This is a genomic window from Kribbella sp. NPDC056951 (assembly GCF_042674205.1).
GTDB classification, from domain to species: Bacteria; Actinomycetota; Actinomycetes; order Propionibacteriales; family Kribbellaceae; genus Kribbella; species Kribbella yunnanensis.
On record NZ_JBHUQZ010000005.1, the window covers coordinates 418,191 to 433,353 of the forward strand.

A 15,163-nucleotide genomic window follows, 5' to 3' on the forward strand; every position below is an offset into this window, starting at 1 on the left:
CAAATCTGGCCGGACAGTAGCAACCCCGTGAGAGCGTGTACAGACCTCGTTACAACGTTGGCCGGATGTGGTTGGAATCGTTTCCGGGAGATCGGACCTCTACCAGGCCCGACGCAGAATCTCGGTAGCCTCAGCCAAACTGATCCCCGCCTCCTTCGCGGCGCGAACCAGGGCGGTCGCCGCGGCCGCCGTCCCCGCATCATTGGTATGACTCCGAGACGCCAGCACGAACGTCCCGTTCCGCCCCCGAGTCTCGATCATCCGATCAGCCTCAAGCTCCTTATAAGCCCGAGCCACCGTGTTCACCGCCAACCCCAACTCCCCCGCCAGTTGCCGAACCGTCGGCAACCGAGTCCCCCGCGCCAACTCCCCCCGCCGAATCAGCCCGTCAATCTGTTCCCTAACCTGCTCAAACGGCGGCTGCGCCCCCGCCGGATCCACCGAAATGATCATCCGAGCAAACTACCGCCCCGCCCGCTCCCGCAGTCGCTCCTACGTCGCGCCACCGGCTACCGCCGGGGACCTGCCGGCTTCCGCCGGCGTGGTTGTTGGCGGCCGCTCGCGTCCGAACACGGACCTACCGGCCATCACAAGTGCACCTGCGGCTGACTGCCCTGCGTAGGTGTGCCAGCGATCAACAGTTGTGATGGCGTTGCGGTCCGGACCTGCACCACCCACTAACCGCTTCGCTCGCGCGGTTGTCGCGAGTAGCTGAGCGCGGCAGGCCCGCAGGAGGCGGACGGCGATGAGCCGGACGCGAGCGGCAGCGCGCGTAGCTGGCGTGACGGAGGAGCGAATGCGTAGCACGCGGGGGACTAGCCGAAGTCGGTCGGGGAGTATGCGCGTTGTTCTACCAGGACCAGCCAGTTGCCGGAGCAGTCTCGGAGGACGGCCTCTACGCCGTACGGGCGGTCGGAGGGTTCTTGGATGTGGTCTACGCCTTTGGCTTTCAGGTCGGCGAAGGTTTTGTGGCAGTTGTCGGTGGCCAAACCTACGCCGTGCATCATGCCTTTGGCCATGATGCGGCGGATGGCGTCGGCGGACTCGGGGTCCATGGGTGGGCCGGGGAGCATCAGGGCGAGTTCTAGTTCGGGGTGGTCGGGTTGGTGCACGGTGACCCAGCGGAAGTCTTCGCTGAGGGTGATGTCGTTCTTGAGGGTGAAGCCGAGGGTGTCGGTGTAGAAGGCTTTGGCCTCGTCGATGTCGTGGACGTAGACGGTGACCAGGTGCACGTTGGTGATCACGGTGTCTCCTCGTGATTGGTGGTGTCCAGACGACGGTAGGTCGCGGACGGCCCGGGTTGCTTCTCCGGAATTGCGGAGTTCAGGCCGAGCATGAAGACGTAGCAGCCGGGGATCCGCGCGCCGGACTGCGTGCGCTGGTACGTCGTCGGTGGTACGCCGACAAGTTCGCGGAACCGGCGCGAGAACGTGCCGAGGCTGGTGTACCCGACCAACGAGCAGACCTCGGTCACCGTCAGGTTCGTGGCACGCAACAGATCGGCCGCCCGTTCGATCCGGCGCCGCGTGACGTACTGCATCGGCGTTTCGCCGTACTCGGCGGCGAAACAGCGCAGGAAGTGGTACTTCGACACCCCCGCAGCCGACGCAAGTGCGGCCAGATCCAGCGGCTCGGCATAGTTGCGGTCGGCAACATCCCGGGCGCGGCGCAGGTGCGCGAGCAGCTCGATCGGTACGCCGGAACCCATCTGCTGAGCGTAGTACTTTCGGCGTCGACCGAAAGAGTGGACGGTTTGGCGAGGGTTGAAAGACTTGAAGTATGAGAGTCGGACAAGGTGGCAGCGGGCCGGGCGCACACACTCCGGACGGCAGTGCGATCGAGATGTACGAGCAGGCGGAGGCCAATGGCGAGGACGAATTCATCGACAAAGCCATCGACCCCAAGAGCAGCATCCTCGAGCTGGGCTGCGGGACCGGACGCATCACCCGACCACTGCTGGCCCGGGGGCACCAGGTGACCGCGGTGGACGAGTCGGCCGAGATGATCGCCCGAATCCCCGAGACCGAGACGATCCAGGCGACCATCGGCGAACTGCGGCTCGAGCGGCAGTTCGACGTCGTACTGATGATGTCCTACCTGATCAACGTCGCCGACGACGCCGAGCGGCTGCGGTTGCTTCAGACATGCGCGCACCACGTCCGCCCGGGCGGCTCGGTGCTGATCCAGCAGCAGCTGCCGTCGCAGCTCGCGAAGCCCATCGTGCTGGAGCGGGAGCACAGCCGGATGGAGATCTCCGACGTCGAGCATCTGCCCGGCAACAAGGTTGCCGCGACGATCACGCACACCCGCAACGGCCGGACCTGGTCGCAGCAGTTGCTGACCCAGAACCTCACCGAGGAGCACCTGACCGGTCAGCTGACCGAGGCGGGGCTACAGCTGGCGGAGTACCTCACGCCCGACACCAGCTGGGTGCGCGCCCGCCCGATCTAACCAGTGGCAACCACACTCCCGGGTGTGGACCCTGATGGGTATGACGACGATTTCGCGGCCGGTCGATCGCCCTCCGCCGGATACTGGCGACGACGACCTGTGGGACGCCCTGCGCCGCCAGGAACCGGAGGCGCTGGGCGAACTGTTCAGCCGGTACGCCGCCGCAGTCCACGCCTACGCGGTCCGGCACACCGGCTCCTACGCGTACGCCGATGACGCCGTACAGGCGACGTTTATGACCGCCTGGAAGCAGTTCGGCCGCTCGGACGTCGGACCGCTGCAGCACGGTACGGCGAAACCCTGGTTGCTGGCGATCGCCCGCAACGAGCTCCGGAACAGCGTCCGCTCCCGACGGCGGCTGGCCCAGTTCCTGCTCCGCCAACCGGCGCCGCTGCACCACCCCGACCACTCCGAGGCGGTCGCCGCGCGCGTCGACTCCGAGAAACACATCCAGGCCGTTCGGGCAGCCCTGTCTGCCCTTCCGGCCCACGAGCGCGAGACCGTCGAGCTCGTCTATTGGGCAGAGCTGACGCTCGCCGAAGCCGCGGCGGTCCTGGGGGTCGCCGAAGGCACCGTGAAGGCCCGGCTGTTCAGGGCCCGCCGCCGCCTGCCCGCCCTGCTGGAGGAGCACCGATGAACCTCACCATCCCCCCGCCGGTCGAGCAACTCGACCCCGGGTACGCCACCGACCTGAAGTACAACCTCGTCCGCAAAGCCCGCAAACGCCGGCGGACCCCGTCCTGGACCCCGATCCTCGCCGCCGCCTGCGGAATCGCGATCATCACCACCGGCGTCGTTTACCTGAGCCACACCGGCGACAGTACGGCGGATCCGGCCGGATCCACCGGCATCGTCCAGGTGCCGGCCGACGAGTCGATGCAGATTCCGCTCAACTCCATCCCCGCGCCCACCAAGACCGAGATCCGGGCGGCCGCCCGCCAGTGCATGACACCGAAGCTCAACGCCATCGGCCACCCGAATCACCTCGAGAAACCGGCCGCCGCCGACACCGCGAACTTCCGCACCGCGACCTGGCTCAGCCTCCCGGACGCGACCGGTCGCCGGGACTCCAAACGGCTGCTGCAGACCTTCACCACCCGGGATTCGAACATGTGGTACCAGTGCCTGGACGGCGAGTTGCTGCACGAGGGAAACGTCGTGGACAACACGCTCTCGCCGCAGAACCTGGTCCCCGGCACCTGGGGCTGGTCAACGACCAAGGCCGGGAGCAAGTCGGTGGCCCACGCGTCGTACTCGTTCCGTGCTCACCCGAGCGTGGTTCTGGTGGAGCTGCGGATCCGCGGCGCCAAGGGCGCATCCGGATGGTTCACGGTGATGGTCGAGGACACCTCGGGGTACGTCGAGGGAGCGCTGGAGAACGCGGTCGCCGAGCACGGCGCGGTCGAGGTCGACATCCGGGCCCTCGACAAGTCCGGCAAGCAGATCTGGTTCAAGACCTTCGGGTGAGGGACAACGAACCGGCCGGGCCCTCGGGGGGGTCCGGCCGGGTCGCGGGGTGGTTCGGGTCAGCCGCGGTTGCTGGTGCCTTCGTTGACTGCGGCTTCGAACTGGGTGCGGGTCATCGTGGAGGTGTCACCCAGGGTCTTCGCGGTGCGGCTGCAGTTGACGGCGGGGGCCGGCTGGCCGCTGAGGTAGGCGATGGCGGTGCGGAAGGTTTCGCAGCGGCGGCCGTCCTCGGCGCCGGCCGGGTAGCCGATGGCGGCGTTGACTCGGCCCATCTTGAGCTGGTCGGCGTACGGGTTGATGTTGCGCGCGACCGTCCAGTACCAGCGGGCGATCTGCGCGCTGTAACGGATGTCGCGAGCCAGCTCAGGGTTGTTGATCAGGTCGATGCCGAGCCACTGACCGGCTGGGCGGTAGTTGAAGTCGCCGGTCAGCTGGATGTAGCCGCGGCCGCCGTACGGGCGGGTGTCGCCGATCTCGCGAATGTTGTACTCCAGCCGCGACTCGTGCACGAGCGTGGCCAGGAAAGCGGCCTTGCGGTAGACGGTGTTGATCTGCGCGTCCCGCATCGCCTGGTTCAGCGAGGGCAGGCCCTCCTGGACGATCGACGGGTTCGCGATCCGGCTGCCGAACATGGCCTGTACGTCGGCCAGCGTGATGTCGCCGGTCGGCGGTTCCGGGTCGCCGCCACATTCGATGACACCGGGGAGCTTGTCCTCGGGGATCGAGATGTACACGACCGTCACGTACCCACCGAGTGCGGGGACATGTGCCCACCACTCGCTGGTGCCTTCGGAGGTGGTGACGCGGTCACCCTTCTTCTGGCAGTCGACATCGATCGAGGTCGGGCCGGGCAGCGTCGTGACGACGGCGGCGGACAGGTAGGCGTCGGCGCGGACGTTGACGCCGCTGCCGTAGGTGGAGAAGACGGCTGCGTGCGCCGGGGTCGCGGTGACCAGGCCGGCCGCCACGATGCCGAGACCGGCGAGCAGAGTAGTGAGACGGCGAAGAACCATGTGGAGCTCCTGGGGCGGAGTGAAAGGGCGGAATCTGGTGAATTGTTTCCTGCTAACCACACGTCACGGTTACTTTTCACCAGATCCCGCCGGTTCTCAACCCCTTCGATCCTGATGCACAGTGATCCTGCTGATCAGCCGACGGTGCCGGGCGCTCCGGGGACCTTGGCCAGCGCGTCGAACTGGGCGCGGGTGAGCCTGGTGGTGTCGCCCGACATCTTCGCCGTCCGGCTGCAGTTCACCGCAGGTGCCGGCTGGCCGCTCAGGTAGGCGATGGCGGTGCGGAAGGTGTCGCAGCGGCGCTGGTCCTCGGCGCCGGCCGGGTAGCCGATGGCCGCGTTGACACGGCCCATCTTGAGCTGGTCGGCGTACGGGTTGATGTTGCGCGCCACAGTCCAGTACCAGCGGGCGATCTGCGCGCTGTAGCGGATGTCCCGAGCGAGTTCGGGGTTGTTGATCAGGTCGATGCCCAGCCACTGGCCGGCCGGGCGGTAGTTGAAGTCACCCGTCAACTGGATGTACCCACGACCGCCGTACAGCCGGGTGTCGCCGATCTCGCGAATGTTGTACTCCAGCCGCGACTCGTGCACCAACGTCGTCAGGAACGCGGCCTTGCGATACACCGTGTTGATGTTCGCGTCCCGCATCGCCTGGTTGAGCGACGGCAGCCCGGTCTGGACGAGCGACGGGTTCGCGATCCGGCTGCCGAACATGGCCTGTACGTCGGCCAGTGTCACGTCACCGGTTTGCGGCGGATCCTGCGGGCAATCCGGTACGCCGGGAAGCTTCGTGCCCGGGGTGTCGATGTACGCGACCGTGGCGTAGCCGCCATGAGCGGGCAGATGCGCCCACCAGGTCGTCGTACGGGATCCGACCGTGACCGAGTCACCGGACTTCTGGCAGTCGACCTCGACCGATGTCGGCCCGGCCAGCACCTTGACCACGGCCGCGGACAGATAGGCGTCGGACCGGATGTTCAGATTGGTCGCGGTGGTCTGGAAGGGGGCGGCGTATGCCGGGACAGTGATGGCGAAACTGCCGGCGGTGATAGCGATAACAGACGCGAGAACGCGTTTGAGCATGGCAACTCCTGGGCGGTAGGAGGGGCGGGGTGCGGCGGCCGGAGCCGCCACACCGTCACCCTCGCATCGGGAGTTGCCGGTTGCTCAAGTACGCAACAGCGTCAGGCCTTCGTCTCCGCGGAGGGCTTGAAGTCGACGCCGGCTTCCTTGCGCTGGGCCGGGGTGATCGGCGCCGGGGCCGCGGTCAGCGGGTCGAACCCGCCGCCGGACTTCGGGAACGCGATCACGTCGCGGATCGACTCCGTGCCGGCCAGCAGCGCGGTGATCCGGTCCCAGCCGAACGCGATCCCGCCGTGCGGCGGCGCGCCGAACTTGAACGCGTCGAGCAGGAAGCCGAACTTCTCGGTCGCCTCCTCGTCGGTCAGGCCCATCACCTTGAAGACGCGCTTCTGGATGTCCTCGCGGTGGATACGGATCGACCCGCCGCCGATCTCGTTGCCGTTGCAGACGATGTCGTAGGCGTAGGCGAGCGCGTTGCCCGGGTCGGTGTCGAAGGTCTCCAGCGAGTCCGGCTTCGGCGAGGTGAAGGCGTGGTGCACGGCTGTCCACGCACCCGAGCCCACCGCGACATCACCGGCAGCGGTCGCGTCATCGGCCGGCTCGAACAGCGGCGCGTCGACAACCCACAGGAACGACCAGGCCGACTCGTCGATCAGGCCGCCGCGGCGGCCGATCTCCAACCGGGCCGCACCCAGCAACGCACGCGACGTCTTGATCGGGCCGGCGGCGAAGAAGATGCAGTCGCCCGGCTTCGCGCCGACGTGGTCGGCGAGACCCGCACGCTCTTCTTCGGACAGGTTCTTCGCGACCGGACCGCCGAGCTCGCCGTCCTGGCCGACCAGCACGTACGCGAGACCGCGAGCACCACGCTGCTTCGCCCACTCCTGCCACGCGTCCAGCTGCTTCCGCGGCTGGTCCGCGCCACCCGGCATGACGACAGCACCGACGTACGGCGCCTGGAAGACGCGGAACGGGGTGTCCTTGAAGTACTCGGTGCACTCGACGAGCTCGAGGCCCATCCGCAGGTCGGGCTTGTCGCTACCGAACCGCGCCATCGCCTCGGCGTACGTCATCCGCGGGATCGGGGTCTGGACGTCGTACCCGATCAGCTTCCAGAGCGCGGCCAGCACCTCTTCGGCCAGCGCGATCACGTCGTCCTGGTCGACGAAGCTCATCTCGATGTCGAGCTGGGTGAACTCCGGCTGCCGGTCGGCGCGGAAGTCCTCGTCGCGGTAGCAACGCGCGATCTGGTAGTACCGCTCCATCCCGGCCACCATCAGCAGCTGCTTGAACAGCTGCGGCGACTGGGGCAACGCGTACCACGAGCCGGGCTGCAGACGCGCCGGGACCAGGAAGTCACGAGCGCCTTCCGGCGTCGACTTGGTCAGGGTCGGCGTCTCGATCTCGACGAAGTCGTGCTGAGCCAGTACGTCGCGCGCCGCCTTGTTCACCTGGCTGCGCAGCCGAAGTGCCGCACCCGGTCCCTGGCGACGCAGGTCGAGGTAGCGGTACTTGAGCCGGACCTCTTCGTTCACCGGGGTCGCGTGGTGCTCCTCGACCGGGAACGGCAGCGGGTCGGCCGAGTTCAGCACCTCGACCTCGGCCGCGATGACCTCGATCGCACCGGTCGGGAGGTTCGGGTTGGCGTTGCCCTCGGGACGCGGGCTCACCTCGCCGACGATCTTCAGGCAGAACTCGGAGCGCAGCGGCCCCGCGACCTCCTCGTCGCGGATGACGACCTGAACCGTGCCACTGGAGTCACGCAGGTCGATGAACGCCACGCCGCCGTGATCACGCCGCCGCGCCACCCACCCGGCCAGCGTGACGGTCTGCCCGGCGTGCTCGGCACGCAACGAGCCTGCGGAATGGGTACGGATCACGAGTTCTCCTGAATGGTCTCGATACTGGGTCGTACGTCGTCCGCCGGCGGCGCCCAGGTGGCCGGGTCGACCGCCACCTGCTCACCGCTGCGAATGTCCTTCATCTCGGGACCGTTCTCGGTGCTGAACAGCACGAACGGGATCCCTCGCCGGTCCGCGAACTTGATCTGCTTCCCGAACTTCGCCGCCGCCGGCGCCACCTCGACCGGAATCCCCCGGCCCCGCAGCACCGCCGCCGTACGCATCGCCTCGGCGCGCTCGTCCTCGGTGGTCAAGGCGATCAGGACCGCGGTCGGCGTACTGCGGGAGCCCTTGACCAGGCCCTGGCTGATCAACCGGGTGATCAGCCGGGACACGCCGATCGAGATCCCGACACCCGGGTACGTCGTCTTGCCGTCGCTGGCGAGCGAGTCGTAGCGACCGCCGGAGCAGATCGAACCGTACGACTCGTGGCCGATCAGCTGGGTCTCGTAGACGGTGCCGGTGTAGTAGTCCAGGCCGCGCGCGATCTTCAGATCGGCGACCAGCAGACCGGGGGCGTGCTCGTTGGCGGCGGTCATGATCGCTGCCAGCCGCTCCAGGCCCTCGTCGAGGCTCTCGTGCTGGACACCGAGCGCCCGCACCTGCTCGACGAACGACGCGTCGGCGCTGGAGATCTCGGCCAGCCGGAGCACCTGCTTGGCCGTCTCGGCGGACAGCGCCGGGCCGCCCTCGGCGGTGAGCAGCTGCGTGACCTTGTCCGCGCCGATCTTGTCGAGCTTGTCGACGATCCGCAGCACCGACGCCACGTCCTCGATCCCGAGGCCGCGGTAGAAGCCCTCCGGGATCTGCCGGTTGTTCACCTGGATCCGGAACGGCGGGATCGGCAGCTTGCTGAACGCGTCGGCGATGACGAGCGGCAACTCGACCTCGTAGTGGAACGGCAGCGTGCCGTCGCCGACGATGTCGATATCGGCCTGGGTGAACTCGCGGTACCGGCCCTCCTGCGGTCGCTCACCACGCCACACCTTCTGGATCTGGTAGCGGCGGAACGGGAACGCCAGCTTGCCGGAGTTCTCCAGCACGTACCGCGCGAACGGCACGGTCAGATCGAAGTGCAGACCGAGGTCCGACTTCTCGTCCGCGGCCGCGCCCAGCCGCCGTACGCCGTAGATCTCCTTGTCGGCGTCTTCGCCCTGGTTGGACAGCCGCTCGACCGGCTCCACCGCGCGGGTCTCGATCGACGCGAAGCCGTGCAGCTCGAACGTCTCCCGGATGGTGTCGAGGAACTCCAGCTCGACGATCCGGTCGGACGGAAGGAATTCGGGGAACCCACTGAGAGGGGTCACCTTGCTCATAAGTTCGGTATCTCCAGGTCCTGCAAGTAGGGGTTGGTCGCCTTTTCCCGGCCGATCGTGGTCTGGCCACCATGACCCGGCAGGACGACGATCTCGTCGCTCATCGGCAGGATCTTGGTGGCCAACGTATGCAGCATCGCCGGATGGTCGCCGCCAGGCAGATCCGTCCGGCCGATCGACCCGGCGAACAACACGTCACCGGAGAACAGCACCGCGGGCACGTCTTCCGGACCCAGGTACGGCGTGGTGAAGGTGACCGACCCGCGGGTGTGACCCGGGGTGTGGTCGACGGTGAAGTTCAGCCCGGCCAGCTCGAGACCTAGACCGTCCTTGAGCTCGGCGACGTCGTCCGGCTCGGCGAACTCGTGCTTACCGCCGAGCAGCATCGCCGCCGTCTCCCGGCTGATGCCGGCCATCGGGTCGGCCAGCAGGTGCCGGTCGTCGGGGTGGATCCAGGCCGTCGCGTCGTACGTGCCACAGACCGGCAGCACCGAGAACATGTGGTCGATGTGACCGTGCGTGAGCAGCACGGCGACCGGCTTCAGTTTGTTCTCCCGGACCACCTGCTCGACCCCGGCGGTCGCGTCCTGCCCCGGGTCGATCACGATGCACTCCGCGCCCTGGCCGGTGGCGACGACGTAGCAGTTCGTACCCCACGATCCCGCGGGGAACCCGGCGATGAGCACGACAGACCTTCCTCAAATCACAGCTGGACCACCCAAGGCTACCGGTGCCCGGATACCGACTTCGAACCGGATTGTTAGGCAACAGCATTGCGTGACGGCCGAAGGTTTGTGATTGTTCAGGGATAAGCGCCGGGATCAGGTCCCGACGCGCCCGGACGGGCCCTGTCCACGCGGTTGAACCAGGGGCCGACCAGAATGGGCACGAGCGCAGTACATACCGCCGGAAGGGGCGAGTTGTGGCCGGAGAGAGCTGGGGCCGGGTAGCCGAGGACGGGACCGTCTTCGTGAAGACGAAAGACGGGGAACGGGCGGTCGGCCAGTGGCCGGACGCGAAGCCGGAGGAGGCACTCGCCTTCTACACCCGCCGGTACGACGCCTTGGCGTTCGAGGTGGAGCTGCTGGAGCAGCGCGTCCAGGCGGGCACCGTGTCCCCGGACGACGCCCGGGCGGCGGTGAAGAAGGTCAACAGCTCGCTCGAGGACGCCCAGGCGGTCGGTGACCTGGACGGGCTGAAGGCCCGGCTCGAGGCGCTCACCCCGTTGCTCGCCGTCCAGCGCGAGAAGCGCAAGGCCGAACGCGCCGCGAAGGTCGAGGAGGCCCGCTCCGCCAAGACCAAGATCGCCACCGAGGCCGAGACGATCGCCGCCGGTACCGACTGGCGGCACGGCGTCACGCGCCTGCGCGAACTGCTCGACGAGTGGAAGGCCCTGCCCCGGCTCGACAAGGCCAGCGACGACGAGCTGTGGCACCGCTTCTCGTCGGCACGGACGACGTACACGCGGCATCGCAAGCAGCACTTCGCCGAGCTGTCCTCCAAGCGCGAGGAGGCCGCGACCGTGAAGGAGCGCCTCGCCGCCGAGGCCGAGACCCTGTCGGCGAACACCGACTGGGGCCCGACCTCCGGCCGCTTCCGCGAGCTGATGCGTCAGTGGAAAGCAGCAGGCCCCGCGCCACGCGAGGTCGACGACAAGCTCTGGGCCCGCTTCCGCGCCGCCCAGGACACCTTCTTCGGCGCCCGCGACGCGATCCAGGCCGAGGAGAACGCCGAGCAGATCCAGAACCAGCAGGCCAAGGAGGCCCTGCTGGTCGAGATCGAGGACATCCTCCCGGTCAACGACGCCAAGACCGCCCGCGACCAGCTCCGCGACCTGCTCGACCGCTGGGACGCGATCGGCAAGGTCCCGCGTGACTCCATGCGCGCCATCGACGCTCGCCTGCGGGCCGTCGAGCAGGCCGTGAAGTCCGCCGAGGACGAGGTCTGGAACAAGAGCAACCCGGAGGCCCGCGCCCGCGCCGAAGCCACCGTCAAGCAGCTGCAGTCGCTGATCGCCGACCTCGAGAAGCAGGCCGCCAAGCACGAGGCCCAGGGCAACACCCGCAAGGCCAACGAGGCCCGCGAAGCCATCGAGGCCCGCCGCGAATGGCTCACCCAGGCCCAGAACGCCCTGACCGAGTTCAGCTGACCCCGCGGGACCGCAGCATCCGGCGCAACCGGTCGGTGCGGTCCAGCAGGTTCGTCCGGACCACCGGGCCGGATTGCGCCGCCAGCGCTTCGGCCCGGTCGACGTACGCACGGCCGACGCCGTACAGCGGGAAGAGTGCCCTGGTGTAGGCCGTCGCGGCCACCCCACCGCCCTCGTGGAAGGTCGGGACGAGCTCCAGGTACCGCTCGGCGTACGGCTTGAGCAGATCGTCCTGACCCGCACTCCAGAACGGCGTCGCGACCTGATACGCGGAAGCGAGCGGTACGGCGCGTTCGGTCACGATGCGGTGCCAGGCTGCGGCCTTTTCCGCGGCGTCGGGAGTCGCCGCCTGGACCTGAAGCCGGCTGACCCATGCCTCGGGGTCCGGATCCTTGGCCAGCAACGCATCCGCCTCGGCAGCGACCGGTACGCCGAGCTGCGCCTTGCGGACGAGCGCGCGCCATTGCAGATCCACGTCCTCGCCGGCTTCGCTCTGCAACCACTCGACCTGCTCGACATCGGCCGCCGTACGGGCGAAGCTGCGGAGCGCCGGCTTGCGGTACTCGGGGCCTAGCGCACGGCAGGTCGCGGCGACTCGCTTTGATAGGGAAGTCTGCTCGTCGGGTCTGCTCCACAGGGTCGCGGCCTCGACTGCGAGGTTGAGGAACGGTTCGACGACCGATGCAGACGTCTCCACCGCTAGTACGCCGGTCAGACAGTCCACGACCTCGGTCGCCGAGGCCTCGCCGTTCAGCAGCATGTCCCAGGCCGTGCTGACCGCGACGCCGCGCGACAGCGGCGTCGGGAGGCGGGCCGCATCGGCGAAGAACGTGTCGCGGGCAGACTTGTCGGGTCTGGTCGAGGCGAAGGTCAGTTCGTCGTCGTTCACCAGGTAGAAGTCGGCGGCGGGCAGGTCGAGCTGGGTACGCTCGCCGTTGGTCTCGACCTCGACCAGCTGGATTCGTTCGAGGGTTTCGCCTTGCCTGGAATAGGCGCCGATGCCGAGGACATGCGGCCGCGGCAGGCCGGTCGCCACCAACACATCGCTTTCCAGCGTGAGGCGATCGGTGCCGGCCGTCTCCAGCCAGCCGTCACACCAGCGATCCAGGTCCCGGCCACTCGCCGCCGCCAGCGCGTCCATCAGGTCCTGCAACGTGCTGTTTCCCCAGGCATGCTTGGCGAAATAGCTCGTCAACCCCTCGGCGAACGCGGACTCCCCGACATACGTCATCAACTGCTGCAGCGCCGCTGCCCCCTTGGGATACGTGATCGCGTCGAAGATCGCCTCGGCCGCAGCCACGTCCGGTACCGGTTGCCGGATCGGATGGGTGGTCGGCCCTTGGTCGACGTAGTACGCCTTGAGCCGTTCGGTGACCAGGTGTGTCGTCCAGGCATCCTGGTACGACGTCGCCCGGACCGCCGCCCAGTTGCTGGCGAACTCCGCGAACGCCTCGTTCAGCCAGAGGTCGTCCCACCAGCGCATCGTCACCACGTTGCCGAACCACATGTGCGCGAGCTCGTGCAGGAGGTAGCGGCTGAACTGATCCCATTCCGCGCGGGTCGGCGTACTGCGGCGCAGGAACCAGTCCATCCAGGTGACACAGCCGAAGTTCTCCATCGCACCGGGGAACTCGGGCGTGAAGACCTGGTCGTACTTGTGCTGCGGGAACGGCATCCCGAACTGCTCGGCGAAGAACTCGAGCCCCTGCGTGGTCAGCGTGAACAGCTCGTCCGCGTCGCGCTCGAGAATGTCCTTCAGCGACTGCCGCGCGAACAGACCGAGGTCGTGCCCGCCGCCTTCCCGGCGGATCTCGTAGTACGGCCCAGCGTTGATCACGGTGTTGTACGCCGACAGCGGCGGCGTCGCGGGGAACGTCCAGCGCTCGCCGTCCTGCTCGCTCTTGCTGTTGCTCAGCACCATCCAGCCGGCCGGTGCGGTCACCGTGAACGCCCAAGGAGCCTTGAGGTCCGGCTGGTCGAAGCAGGCCCAGGCATAGCGAGCGTAGTCCGGCTCGAAGTCCGTATAGGCATACACCGAGCCGTCAGCCGGATCCACCGCCCGGCTGAATCCCTGCGCCGCGTCCGTACTCGCCCGCGCCACCACCGTCAGCACATTGTCCGCCAGCAACCCCGGAAGCTCGATCCGCCCATCCACCGCCGCCCCCAACGGCACCCCGTTCAGTACGGCGCTCTCCACCTCAGCCACACAGTCCACGAAACTCACCGCACCCGGCCGCCGACACGTGAACCTCACCGTCGACTCGGTCCGCACGCTGGTCCCATCCAGCAACTCGGTCAGATCCACAGCCACGTCGTACCGCTCAACAGTCAACAACCCCGACCGCGCAGCAGCCTCGTCCTGCGTCAAACTCCGCATCATCGCTCCCCTGTGGATAACTCAAAGCACGCCAAGGCCATCCTCGTCCATGCTGGTGGGATGTTTCCGTACGACCTCCCCCATGTGTTCGCAGGTCTGCCCTTCACGCCGCGCCAGATGCCCCGCAAGCTCCAGTGGCTGCAGTCTCACGGGCAGATCCGGCAACTGGTGAAGGGTGTGTACGTCGACGTTCGCGTGCCCGACACTCCTGAGCTCCGTGCGGAGGCCCTGCAGCTCGTGGTGCCCCCGGACGCCACCGTCTGCGGGGCGACGGCCGCCTGGCTACACGGCATCGAGTTGACGACGCTGGGTCCGGAGCCGCTGCTCGAGCCGCACTGGACGTTCCAGCCTCGGCCAACGGTCGAGCTGCATGGTGTCCGAGTGACATCGCCGGCGGCCACGGCGATCGAGCTCGCTCAGCAGTTGCCACGCACCTTCGCGCTTTCCGCGCTCGACGCTCTCCTCCATCACCAGGTGGTCAGCCTCGACGAGCTCCACGAGAGCTCAAGCGCCTACTTTGCGAACGACAGCAAGTCCCCGGCCGCACTGCTACTGCGGCTGGCGGATGGGCGGGCGGCTTCGCCGGGTGAGTCGTGGTTGCGGCTTCGGCTGTTTGATGCGGGGTTTCCGCGGCCTGAGCTGCAGGTGCCGGTCGACCGTTATCGGCTTGACCTCGGCTACCCCGACCACCCGGTCGACGGGCGGTGGCTGGGGCTCGAGTACGACAGCGACGCCTGGCACTCGTCGAACCGCCAGGAGATTCGGGACGCCACCCGCCGTACCGATCTCGCACGCATCGGCTGGCACATCATCCCCGTCCGCCGAAGCGACCTCTGGGGCTCCTACCCCGCGCTCGAACTAACCGTCGGCGCCTTCCTCTGCCAGAACCCCAAACTCCCCCGCCGCTGGTAGCTCAATCCAATACCTCCGCACAGGACCCCGGACCTCCTCCAGCACCCCACCGTTGCGCTCGATGGTCCGCGCCGAAGCCTCGTTGTCGTCAACACAGACAAGCAGCACCCGCGCCATCCCACGAGCCCGCGCCTCGTTCAGAATCTCCCCGAGCGCCCACGTCGCCAGTCCGCGCCCGCGCGCCGACGGCCTGATCCCGTACCCGATATGCCCGGTGCGCTCGTTCAGCTCATGCCGCAAGGCGATTCCGCCCAGCACTCGCCCGTCCTCAACAATCCACCGGCAGGTCCCACTGGATGTCTGCAACCGCGAGACCCACGCGACGAACCCGTCAGGCGAGTCGACATCGTCCGTCGCCGCCACCCCGAACCCGTCCTCGTGAAGCCCCGGGCCCCATTCCTCATGGGCTTCCCACCAAGCGTCGTACAGGTCAACACTCGGTTCCACCAACGCCAGCGCCACCCTGGAATGCTACCCCCATGCCCGTTTCCTCTT

General features: G+C 67.8%; 15 protein-coding genes. 5 read left to right on the forward strand and 10 right to left on the reverse strand.

The window, feature by feature from the left end:
• Nucleotides 1-99: 99 nt before the first annotated feature.
• The 3 genes from ACFTSF_RS22650 to ACFTSF_RS22660 form a co-directional block, all read right to left on the reverse strand.
• Complete coding sequence (locus ACFTSF_RS22650) at nucleotides 100-453, reverse strand: GntR family transcriptional regulator (RefSeq protein ID WP_380155669.1); 354 nt, start codon at nucleotides 451-453, stop codon at nucleotides 100-102.
• A 362-nt stretch (nucleotides 454-815) separates the two neighbouring features.
• On the reverse strand, nucleotides 816-1,244 hold the full coding sequence (locus ACFTSF_RS22655; RefSeq protein ID WP_380155670.1) for a VOC family protein: 429 nt from the start codon (nucleotides 1,242-1,244) through the stop codon (nucleotides 816-818).
• Complete coding sequence (locus tag ACFTSF_RS22660; protein WP_344146432.1) at nucleotides 1,241-1,708, reverse strand: helix-turn-helix transcriptional regulator; 468 nt, start codon at nucleotides 1,706-1,708, stop codon at nucleotides 1,241-1,243. The genes ACFTSF_RS22655 and ACFTSF_RS22660 overlap by 4 nt, the downstream gene beginning before the upstream one ends.
• A gap of 71 nt (nucleotides 1,709-1,779) precedes the next feature.
• Between ACFTSF_RS22660 and ACFTSF_RS22665 the strand changes: the two genes are divergently transcribed.
• Genes ACFTSF_RS22665 through ACFTSF_RS22675 form a run of 3 tightly spaced genes read left to right on the forward strand, consistent with a single transcriptional unit; the run spans nucleotide 1,780 to nucleotide 3,918 of the window.
• Nucleotides 1,780-2,451: a class I SAM-dependent methyltransferase gene (locus ACFTSF_RS22665; RefSeq protein ID WP_380155671.1), complete on the forward strand. Its 672-nt coding sequence runs from the start codon at nucleotides 1,780-1,782 to the stop codon at nucleotides 2,449-2,451.
• 40 nt (nucleotides 2,452-2,491) lie between these two features.
• Nucleotides 2,492-3,088 (forward strand): RNA polymerase sigma factor, encoded by a 597-nt coding sequence (locus ACFTSF_RS22670; protein ID WP_380155672.1) that lies wholly within the window; start codon nucleotides 2,492-2,494, stop codon nucleotides 3,086-3,088.
• Entirely contained in the window at nucleotides 3,085-3,918 is an 834-nt protein-coding gene (locus tag ACFTSF_RS22675; RefSeq protein WP_380155673.1) for a hypothetical protein, read from the forward strand. Before ACFTSF_RS22670 ends, ACFTSF_RS22675 begins: the two co-directional genes overlap by 4 nt.
• 59 nt (nucleotides 3,919-3,977) lie before the next feature.
• Here ACFTSF_RS22675 and ACFTSF_RS22680 read toward each other — a convergent pair whose 3' ends face one another.
• The 5 genes from ACFTSF_RS22680 to ACFTSF_RS22700 all read right to left on the reverse strand — a co-directional run bounded on the left by ACFTSF_RS22680 (nucleotide 3,978) and on the right by ACFTSF_RS22700 (nucleotide 9,916).
• Nucleotides 3,978-4,931, reverse strand: a complete 954-nt coding sequence (locus tag ACFTSF_RS22680) for a glycoside hydrolase family 19 protein (protein WP_380155674.1) — start codon at nucleotides 4,929-4,931, stop codon at nucleotides 3,978-3,980.
• Nucleotides 4,932-5,065: 134 nt separating this feature from the next.
• Nucleotides 5,066-6,013 (reverse strand): glycoside hydrolase family 19 protein, encoded by a 948-nt coding sequence (locus ACFTSF_RS22685; RefSeq protein WP_344146442.1) that lies wholly within the window; start codon nucleotides 6,011-6,013, stop codon nucleotides 5,066-5,068.
• Nucleotides 6,014-6,114: 101 nt separating this feature from the next.
• Nucleotides 6,115-7,893, reverse strand: coding sequence for an aspartate--tRNA ligase (gene aspS, locus ACFTSF_RS22690; RefSeq protein ID WP_380155675.1), 1,779 nt, complete (start codon nucleotides 7,891-7,893; stop codon nucleotides 6,115-6,117).
• A complete protein-coding gene (gene hisS / locus ACFTSF_RS22695) occupies nucleotides 7,890-9,230 on the reverse strand; it encodes a histidine--tRNA ligase (protein ID WP_380155676.1) in 1,341 nt (446 codons plus the stop codon). The genes aspS and hisS overlap by 4 nt, the downstream gene beginning before the upstream one ends.
• The gene (locus ACFTSF_RS22700) at nucleotides 9,227-9,916 is read right to left on the reverse strand and encodes an MBL fold metallo-hydrolase (RefSeq protein WP_380155677.1); all 690 of its coding nucleotides are present in this window, start codon (nucleotides 9,914-9,916) and stop codon (nucleotides 9,227-9,229) included. Before ACFTSF_RS22700 ends, hisS begins: the two co-directional genes overlap by 4 nt.
• A 236-nt stretch (nucleotides 9,917-10,152) precedes the next feature.
• Between ACFTSF_RS22700 and ACFTSF_RS22705 the strand changes: the two genes are divergently transcribed.
• The gene (locus ACFTSF_RS22705; protein ID WP_380155678.1) at nucleotides 10,153-11,379 is read left to right on the forward strand and encodes a DUF349 domain-containing protein; all 1,227 of its coding nucleotides are present in this window, start codon (nucleotides 10,153-10,155) and stop codon (nucleotides 11,377-11,379) included.
• On the opposite strand, the gene pepN is transcribed toward ACFTSF_RS22705, so the two are convergent.
• On the reverse strand, nucleotides 11,372-13,756 hold the full coding sequence (gene pepN, locus ACFTSF_RS22710) for an aminopeptidase N (protein WP_380155679.1): 2,385 nt from the start codon (nucleotides 13,754-13,756) through the stop codon (nucleotides 11,372-11,374). The two genes, ACFTSF_RS22705 and pepN, sit on opposite strands and share 8 nt — an antisense overlap.
• A gap of 60 nt (nucleotides 13,757-13,816) precedes the next feature.
• Here pepN and ACFTSF_RS22715 point away from each other — a divergent pair, with 60 nt between their 5' ends.
• On the forward strand, nucleotides 13,817-14,668 hold the full coding sequence (locus tag ACFTSF_RS22715; protein WP_380155680.1) for a hypothetical protein: 852 nt from the start codon (nucleotides 13,817-13,819) through the stop codon (nucleotides 14,666-14,668).
• Here the strand turns inward: ACFTSF_RS22715 and ACFTSF_RS22720 are convergent.
• On the reverse strand, nucleotides 14,615-15,130 hold the full coding sequence (locus tag ACFTSF_RS22720; protein WP_380155681.1) for a GNAT family N-acetyltransferase: 516 nt from the start codon (nucleotides 15,128-15,130) through the stop codon (nucleotides 14,615-14,617). The genes ACFTSF_RS22715 and ACFTSF_RS22720 overlap by 54 nt on opposite strands.
• Nucleotides 15,131-15,163: the final 33 nt, after the last annotated feature.